Source organism: Streptomyces sp. Ru72 (genome assembly GCF_002920635.1).
Classification (GTDB): Bacteria; Actinomycetota; Actinomycetes; order Streptomycetales; family Streptomycetaceae; genus Streptomyces.
The window spans coordinates 26975-34523 of the sequence record NZ_PQSR01000085.1; the positions used below are offsets into that span (position 1 = coordinate 26975).

The following is a 7549-nucleotide window of genomic DNA, read 5'->3' on the forward strand; positions in this document are numbered from 1 at the left end:
GCGGGTGCCGCGGCGGGCAGGGGCTTCGCGGGCCGGGACGGCGCTCGGGCGCCGGGGACGGTGCCGAGGAATGGCGCCGGTGAAGTCCTTGTTCTTCCTTGTGGAACCGATCGCCGTGAGGAGAGTGTGATCGGCATGGAGACCATCGTGGACACCCGCGGTCTCCCTCGCACCTGGACGCTGGCCCACCGCCCCGAGGCCGCCGGGGAAGCGCGGAAGATGGCCGAACGGACCCTGGCCCGCTGGCAGGTGGCGCCGGAGATCGCCGATCCGGTGCTGCTGGTGGTGTCCGAACTCGTGACCAACGCCGTGGAGCACGCCCGGCCGCCGCTCACCCTCCGGCTGAGCCGGGAGTCCGCCACCGGCCGGGTGCGGGTGGAGGTCACCGACGGAGGGCCCGCCGCCACGGAAGGGGAGTGGGCGGCCAGTTGCGGCGACGATGAGCACGGACGCGGCCTGGACATCGTCGACCGGGTTGCCGCCGCGCACGGCGACCGTCTGGAGACGGGCCGCGCCATCCACTGGGCCGACCTGACCACCGCGGCCTGACCCCGGTCGCTCGGACGGCTCAGACCTCACGGCGGGGGGCGCCGGTCAGCCAGGTCACGACACGGCTGATGTCGGCGAGCGTGACGATGCCGACCAGGCGCCCGTCGTCGAGCACGAGTGCCCTGCGCTCCCGGCTCTCCTGCAGGCGGGGCAGCAGATCCACCACCATGTCGCCGGGTGCGGCCGTCTCGATGTCCGGGAGCGGGCGCATCACCTCGCCGATCGTGGTGGTCGGCCGGGCGTGCGGCGGGACGTCGCGGACGGCACCGGCGGTGACCAGCCCGGCTACCCCGCCGTCGGGCGCCAGGACCGGGAAGGCGGAGTGACGGAACCGGTCGAAGGGCGTGTCCGCGAGGAACTGGCCGATGGTCGTCTCGGTGGGCACGGTGACCGGGTCCCAGGTCATCACCCGGCTCACCGGGACGCCGCGCAGGGCGCTGCGCAGCTCCGCCTGGCGGGCCTCCGCGGTCGCCGTGCTGATCAGGAACCAGCCGATCAACGCCGACCACAGCCCCGACAGGTTGCCCGCGAAGAGCACCGCCGCGAACCCGCCGCCCACCAGCAGCCAGCCCAGTGCGCGGCCCGCGGCCGAGGCGCCCCGGGTCGCCCGCACCCGGTCACCGGTGCGGTGCCACAGGAACGACCGCAGCAGCCGACCGCCGTCCAGCGGGGCGGCCGGCAGGGAGTTGAACACGGCCAGCACGATGTTGATGGCGGCGAGCCAGGCGACTGCCTCCACCACGAGGCCCGAGACGTGCAGCGCGTCGAGCCCCACGGTCAGGCCGATGCACACCCCGCCCGCGACCAGACTGGTCAGCGGCCCCACCACGGCGATGCGCAGCTCCACCCCGGGCGTGGGCGCCTCGGTGCGCAGCCGGGCGGCGCCGCCCAGCATCCACAGTGTGATGCCGTCGACCTGGACGCCGTTGCGGCGTGCGACGACCGCATGGGCGAGTTCGTGTGCGAGCAACGACGCCAGGAACACCAGCGAGGTGAGCAACGCCGCCACCCAGTAGGCCCAGGCCGGGTGGCCGGGGTGGGCCGCGGGAAGCCGCCCGCGGGCCAGGACGACGGCGACCAGCACGATGATGACCAGCACACTCCAGTGCAGGCCGACGCGCACGCCTGCGATGCGCCCGAGAGACAGTGTCTCCTTCACCGAACGCCCCGCCTTCCCGGCGCCCGGCCCGTCGGCCGCGATCCCGCCCAGGGCGGCCGCCGGGCGCGCGCCGCTCTCGTCACGACGCTCTCCGGCGGAGAGGACTCCTCCGCACTCTCCATCGTCCGCCCGATCCACGGGAACGCCGAGCCGCCCGGGGTTTCGCCCGTCCGGGGGCCTCGTGTCATCGTGGCCCCTATGGGGACAGGACTGGACATGGCCGTGCTCGTCGGGCTGCAGGCGTCGGGGAAGTCCACCTTCTACACGCAGCAGCTGTCCGGTCGGTACGTGCTGGTCAGCAAGGACCTGTTCCCCCGCCGCGCCCGCAACAAGCAGCAGCGGCAGATGCGGCAGGTCCAGGAGGCCCTCGCGGCGGGGCGGCCGGTGGCGGTGGACAACACCAACCCCTCACCGCAGGAGTGGGGCCCGCTGGTGGAAGCGGGCCACGCCCACGGCGCGACGGTCACGGCGTACTGGTTCCCGCCCGACCTCACGGGCTCGCTCCGCCGCAACGCCACTCGCGAGGACCGCGCGCGCGTCCCGGATGTCGGCGTGTTCGCGACCCTGAAGCGGCTGCGCAGGCCGTCCCCGGCGGACGGGTTCGACGCGGTCCGGGAGGTGCGCTTCGACGGGCGCGGCGGCTTCGAGGTCCGGTGACCGGCTTTCCGGACGCTTCTCCGCTGCCAGGTCGGTGCTGCGGTCGGCCTGGTCCGTCCCGGCGGGCTTGGCCGAAGCAGCGCCGGGGCCGCGGCCGGTCACTCGTACACCGCGCCCGGCCGGGGCCTGGCCGGGGCGAGGAGCCGGGTGACGGTGACGAAGGTGCAGCCGCGGGCCTTGAGGGCGGAGATGATGGCGGGGATCGCGGCGACCGTGCCGTTGTAGCCGCGGTCGGTGGGGTCAACCAGGTCGTCCAGCAGGATGATCCCCCCGGGACCCGTCTCGGCCAGGATCCGGCTGCTGATCAGGCCCGAGTCGGTGGTCTCGTAGTCGGAGGCACTGGCGCTTCACAGGACCTGCCCCATGCCGAGCCGCCGGCCGATCGCCGTGACGGTCGCGTTCGTCCGACCCTCCGGCGGGCGCAGCAGGACCGGCCTGTGACCGATGACCTTCGCCACCGCGTCGCGGCCCTGGGTGATCTCGGCCGAACGCCAGCGCTGCCGCGGTCAGCAGGGTGGTGACCCGTCCGGCTGACGCACGTATCCGGTCCCGGAAACCTCGGTGAGGGATACGAGGCATATGGGCCATTTCAGTCAGGCCGCGGGGCGCGGGCGCCTGGAGCGGGGCGTCACGGATTCGACAGGTGATCCGCTCGTGACATCGCCATCGTCGACCGCGAACAGCGGTCGAGCACGGGTGTGCGAGTGCTCGGCGTACCCGCAGTGCGTCACCGGCTTGACAGGTGATTCATCGCCGTGTGAATCTGGCGTCCACAGGGGCGGGAAGACTCGCTCCGCCACCGACCGAGCGGAGGTCGACCATGGAAAGTCGGAGCACCGTGGACAGTGCCGCTGTAGCGCGTCACGAGCGGTTCGGTAAGTTGCCCGAGCGTGTTCGGTTCGAGGACATGGTCGAGGAAAAGCAGGCGACGCCGAACGACCCGGCGAGGGACGCCTACGACCCCGAAGGGTCGTGGATGTCCTTCTCCTGTCTGGCGGCCGACCTGGGCCTCTGAGGCATCCATCGGGGAACGGCTTGCGCACCATGAGCACGTTCACCGGGTCCTCGGTCTCGACCGTGAACCCGTGCCGCGCGTACAGCCGTCGTGCCGGGTCGTCCATGGGCTCGACAAAGCCGGTCGAGATGGTGCCCTGCTTCGGGGAAGGGGCGGTTCTGAAGCTGCCTCAGAAGGCGTGGAACTCCTCGAAGGGCGGCTCGAACGAGGGATCAGGCAAGCGATAGGCCTTGCAGCGACTCCTGGGTTCTTCGGCGCCGGGAGCCGCGTCGTCCGTCGTCACGCTGTCGCTGGGGAATGCCTCGGGAATCGCCGTCCACCCCAGGTTCTGCTCGTAGTAATGCACGGCAGTGCGCACTGACGGAGCCCAGTAGTCGTCGATGACGATCAGCCCGCCAGGTCGGACGATCTTTCGCAGGAAGTAGAGATCGACAAAGACTTCATGGAACCGGTGACTGCCGTCCACGAACGCGGCATCGGCGCTGAAGCTCTCGCTGAGGAGGTGCGGGAGCGCGATCGATGACGGGGTGCGCAGGAGGGACGCGACGGAATCCAGCCCCGCAGAGCGCAGCAGATCCAACCCGACGTTGCACCAGTCACGTTCTTGGAACGGGTCGATGATCACATGCCGCGGGTGCGGCGGATCGACAGTGATCAGCGCCTCGCCGATCGCGAGTGCGGAACTCGCATAGGCGAGACCGACCTCGACCACCGTCTGTACGCCCTCGGAGATCAACAGGTCCCGCAGCTGGTCGCAATCGCGTTCCGGCACGGTGACCGTCTCGAAGTCCGCCTGGCGGTCCCGCGTCCAGAAAGGCCCCTCCTGCGCGAGCCGACGGCGGACCTCACGCACCCGCGTCCTGCGCTCATCCATCTTCATCGTGCCCTCCCTGCGGCTCTGCACCGATGCGGTCGAGGTACCCGCGCGGCGACAGCCCCCGAACCAGCGTCAGGGTGTAGCCCTCGAGCAGGAAGCCGTCATGGAAGTCCCGGAGCCGCGAACGAGCGGACCGTTCGGCGTTCATGGGCGGTCATGCTGCCAGGCGCCGATGACAGACGGCGTCGTTCGAGGTGGTGGCGGACCGGCTTGCGTCCAGATCCTGCGGGATGGCGTGAGGGCCTGGCGGCGACGGCGTGTACGGAACGGGAAAGCCCTTCCTGTCACCCGTAGATCACAACACGGACACAGCGTGACTCGAAGATCACTCAAAGTGCGTGTTCGGGTGCATGATTCGGCCACCCCTCGGCCATCAAGGAGACCCATGCGCCGCACCACCATCTCCCTGCTCGCCGCAGCCGTGCTCATGCTGGCCGGATGCTCCCCCTTCGGCTCGGGCAGCGGCACACCCTCGGCCCCGAGCCCTTCCGCGTCAGCGGGAGCGGCCGCCGACGCTGAGCAGATCGCCACGTGCACCAAGGCGATCGTCGCCGCGAAGAACGACACCGCGGACAACGGCCTGCCCGAGTGCGCGAAACTGTCGCCCGACGACTACCTCAAGGCGATCGAGGACGCGAAGAAACAAGGAGGCGACCGGTGACGGCTCGGCGCCCGCCGCCGCCCGGGAGCGGGACAGGAGCGGCCCCCCCCGGGATTCCGGCGGAGGCACCCCGCCGCCCGGCCCCGGCCCTCCGCAGCCCCGTGGACGCGGACAGTATCTGTCCGCAAGCCCCGCTAGCGTCCTGCACATGACGAAGACCAGCCCCGCGGCACGGAAGGCCGGCCGGACCACAGCCACCGCTCCCGTCCTCCACCCCCGCGCCCTCAACCGCGCGACCCTCGCCCGACAGCTGCTGCTCCGCCGCTCGCCGCTGTCCGCCGAGGCAACCGTCGCGCACCTGGTGGGCCTCCAGGCGCAGAACGTCAAACCGCCGTACTACGCGCTCGCGGCACGCCTCGACGGCTTCTCGCCCCGGCATCTCTCGCGGCTCATGGCCGACCGCGAGGTCGTCCGTATCGTCACCCTGCGCTCCACCATCCACACCCACACCGCCGACGACTGCCTCACCCTGCGGCCGCTCGTCCAGCCCGCCCGCGACCGGGAACTCACCGCCTTCCGCAAGGGTCTCGCCGGCGTCGACCTCGACCGGCTCGCCGCCCTCGCCCGCGACCTGGTGGAGGCCGAACCGCGCACCATGACCCAGCTGCGTGAGGCGCTGCTCGCCGAGTGGCCGGACGCCGACCCGCAGGCCCTCGCCCTGGCCGCCCGCTGCCGGCTCCCCCTCGTCCAGGTCACCCCGCGCGGCCTGTGGGGCCTGAGCGGCCAGGTCGCACTCACCACCGCCGAGCACTGGCTGGGGCGCCCCGCCGAGCCGGCCCCCGCGCCCGACGCCGTCGTCCTGCGCTACCTCGCCGCGTTCGGCCCGGCCTCGGTGAACGACATGCAGACCTGGGCGGGCCTGACTCGGCTGAGGGACGCCTTCGAGCGGCTGCGCCCGCGGCTCCTCACCTTCCGCGACGAGCACGGCGCCGAACTCTTCGACGTGCCCGACGCCCCCCGCCCCGATCCGGACACCCCCGCCCGGCCGCGCTTCCTGCCCGAATACGACAACCTGCTCCTCTCCCACGCCGACCGCGCCCGCGTGGTGCCCCCCGGCCTCAAGGGCCGCAACACGGTGGGCAACCAGGTCTACCGCACCCTGCTCGTCGACGGCTTCCTCGCGGGCGTGTGGAAGCTGGAGGAGGACTCGCTCGTCATCGAGCCGTTCCGCGGGCTGACCAGGGCCGAGCGGGAGGAGGTGGCCGAGGAGGGGGAGCGGATGCTGAAGGTGATGCACGAGGGCGCCTCGTACGACATCCGGTTCGGTACCGTCGTCCCCCCGCGCCCGTGACGCCCGGGCCGCGACGCGGTCCCGCGGCGCCTCGATCCGCCCGTCGGTCACCGCCGGCGTCAGCCCCGGCCGATCATCGTGAACCCGCCCGCGCCGCCGATCAGCGACAAGCGGCGGTCCACGGAAGTCCCCCTGTTCGGGCGGATCCGAGAACTCGGAGGAGGGAGAGCCAGGTGCGGGCAGCGGAAGCTCGGGGCGTGGAGGCGACGTGGAAAGGGGGCGTTGCGGGCCGCTCGTGGAGGCCCGCAACGCCCCCTGGTATCTACCCGGGGTGTACCCCAGGAGCCTTCTGGGACTTACGTGTCGACCCGCGCGGTCACCGCGCTCTTCGCAACGCGTCGCCCCGGGAAGTCATCCCTGCCAGGACGCCCCCGGTGAGCGGGGGACCGCCGCTGTCGCCCTGGCAGGTGTCCATGTCGCCGGAGGGAGTGAGCGTGCCCGTGGCGGCGGCAGCGGTCGCCACGGCGGCAGCGGCGGCCTTTCTGACGCGTTTCGGCCCGGACATGGGTCTCCTCGTGGGGTTGCCGGTGGGGGGTTCGCGCGAGTGGGGACCGGCCCCGGTGTGCCCGGCGAGCGGCACGCCTTTACGCTAGAAGCCGGAGTGGTCCGCTCCCAATGAGGGAAGGCCCTAGGCGAGTTGGGCAGGGAAAACCCTCGGTCCACGCGCGTGAACCGGCCAACGCGCGCGCCGTGCGCGCTGGTTCAGCCCGCGCGGTGCCCGGCCGCCAGACGCACGATGTCCACCCGCGACCTGATGCCCAGCTTGCGGTAGACCCGGGTCAGCGTGGCTTCCACGGTCTTGACGCTGATGAAGAGCCGGGCCGCGATCTCCCGGTTCGTCGCACCCTCCATGACCAGCGCGGCGACCTGCCGTTCCGTCGCGGCCAGGCTGTCGAGGGCGGCCGCCTCACCCGGCGCCGGCCCCGCCGGGTGAGGCTCCGGCTTCGCCGTGTCCGTGACCGTGGCCGTCCCCACCAGGCGCAGCCACGGCATCGCCCGGCAACGGCGGAAGAGACGGGTCGCCTCGTCGTACGACGCCGGTCCCGGCCGACCGGCGCGCAGTCCCGCCAGCGCATAGGCCGCCCGGGCCTCCTCGAGGCCGTATCCGAGCGTCGCGAGCCGGTCCCGCGCCGCCGTCAACTGACGTTCCGCCGCCTCCACTTCGCCGCGCGCCGCGCGGACCAGGGCCTCCGCCCGGTCCAGCACCGCGAGCACGCTCTCCCGCCGGAGCCTGAGCGCGTGGGCGCGGGCGGCGTCGATGACGTCCTGCGCCTCGGCCGGCTCCCCGACGCGCACGAGCGCCTCCGCGAGGTCGCCGTGCCAGCGGCCCCGGGCCGGAT

10 protein-coding genes and 1 pseudogene are annotated in these 7549 nt (G+C 72.4%); 5 read left to right on the plus strand and 6 right to left on the minus strand.

Going from position 1 to position 7549, the window contains the following annotated elements:
• Window positions 1-135 precede the first annotated feature (135 nt).
• Entirely contained in the window at window positions 136-549 is a 414-nt protein-coding gene (locus C3488_RS29715; protein ID WP_103843988.1) for an ATP-binding protein, read from the plus strand.
• Between the two features lie 19 nt (window positions 550-568).
• Here the strand turns inward: C3488_RS29715 and C3488_RS29720 are convergent, their stop codons facing one another.
• Window positions 569-1708: a site-2 protease family protein gene (locus C3488_RS29720; RefSeq protein ID WP_181139248.1), complete on the minus strand. Its 1140-nt coding sequence runs from the start codon at window positions 1706-1708 to the stop codon at window positions 569-571.
• A gap of 198 nt (window positions 1709-1906) precedes the next feature.
• Here C3488_RS29720 and C3488_RS29725 point away from each other — a divergent pair, with 198 nt between their 5' ends.
• Complete coding sequence (locus C3488_RS29725) at window positions 1907-2365, plus strand: ATP-binding protein (protein ID WP_103843982.1); 459 nt, start codon at window positions 1907-1909, stop codon at window positions 2363-2365.
• A 347-nt stretch (window positions 2366-2712) separates the two neighbouring features.
• Here the strand turns inward: C3488_RS29725 and C3488_RS42750 are convergent, their stop codons facing one another.
• Entirely contained in the window at window positions 2713-2844 is a 132-nt protein-coding gene (locus C3488_RS42750) for a polysaccharide deacetylase family protein (RefSeq protein ID WP_103843983.1), read from the minus strand.
• Window positions 2845-3245: 401 nt separating this feature from the next.
• Here C3488_RS42750 and C3488_RS29735 point away from each other — a divergent pair, with 401 nt between their 5' ends.
• Window positions 3246-3380, plus strand: a complete 135-nt coding sequence (locus C3488_RS29735) for a hypothetical protein (protein WP_374955469.1) — start codon at window positions 3246-3248, stop codon at window positions 3378-3380.
• A 169-nt stretch (window positions 3381-3549) separates the two neighbouring features.
• Here the strand turns inward: C3488_RS29735 and C3488_RS29745 are convergent, their stop codons facing one another.
• Entirely contained in the window at window positions 3550-4260 is a 711-nt protein-coding gene (locus tag C3488_RS29745; RefSeq protein ID WP_103843985.1) for a class I SAM-dependent methyltransferase, read from the minus strand.
• Window positions 4247-4405, minus strand: a complete 159-nt coding sequence (locus tag C3488_RS40810; protein WP_181139250.1) for a DUF6461 domain-containing protein — start codon at window positions 4403-4405, stop codon at window positions 4247-4249. Before C3488_RS40810 ends, C3488_RS29745 begins: the two co-directional genes overlap by 14 nt.
• Before the next feature lie 237 nt (window positions 4406-4642).
• On the opposite strand from C3488_RS40810, the gene C3488_RS29750 reads away from it, so the two are divergent.
• Window positions 4643-4918: a hypothetical protein gene (locus C3488_RS29750; RefSeq protein ID WP_103843986.1), complete on the plus strand. Its 276-nt coding sequence runs from the start codon at window positions 4643-4645 to the stop codon at window positions 4916-4918.
• Between the two features lie 148 nt (window positions 4919-5066).
• Complete coding sequence (locus C3488_RS29755; protein WP_103843987.1) at window positions 5067-6209, plus strand: winged helix DNA-binding domain-containing protein; 1143 nt, start codon at window positions 5067-5069, stop codon at window positions 6207-6209.
• Between the two features lie 322 nt (window positions 6210-6531).
• Here the strand turns inward: C3488_RS29755 and C3488_RS42755 are convergent.
• Both C3488_RS42755 and C3488_RS29765 read right to left on the minus strand, forming a co-directional pair.
• Window positions 6532-6714 (minus strand): annotated as a pseudogene (locus tag C3488_RS42755) (trypsin-like serine protease); the annotation flags it as partial.
• A gap of 197 nt (window positions 6715-6911) precedes the next feature.
• On the minus strand, window positions 6912-7549 hold a 638-nt coding region (locus tag C3488_RS29765), incomplete at its 5' end, for a LuxR C-terminal-related transcriptional regulator (protein WP_219822351.1).

Bases quoted from the DNA above. Each gene is read 5' to 3' on its own strand.
- C3488_RS29715 (WP_103843988.1), top strand. From the start codon at position 136: ATGGAGACCATCGTGGACACCCGCGGTCTCCCTCGCACCTGGACGCTG.
- C3488_RS29725 (WP_103843982.1), top strand. From the start codon at position 1,907: ATGGGGACAGGACTGGACATGGCCGTGCTCGTCGGGCTGCAGGCGTCG.
- C3488_RS29745 (WP_103843985.1), bottom strand. From the start codon at position 4,260: ATGAAGATGGATGAGCGCAGGACGCGGGTGCGTGAGGTCCGCCGTCGG.
- C3488_RS40810 (WP_181139250.1), bottom strand. From the start codon at position 4,405: ATGAACGCCGAACGGTCCGCTCGTTCGCGGCTCCGGGACTTCCATGAC.
- C3488_RS29750 (WP_103843986.1), top strand. From the start codon at position 4,643: ATGCGCCGCACCACCATCTCCCTGCTCGCCGCAGCCGTGCTCATGCTG.
- C3488_RS29755 (WP_103843987.1), top strand. From the start codon at position 5,067: ATGACGAAGACCAGCCCCGCGGCACGGAAGGCCGGCCGGACCACAGCC.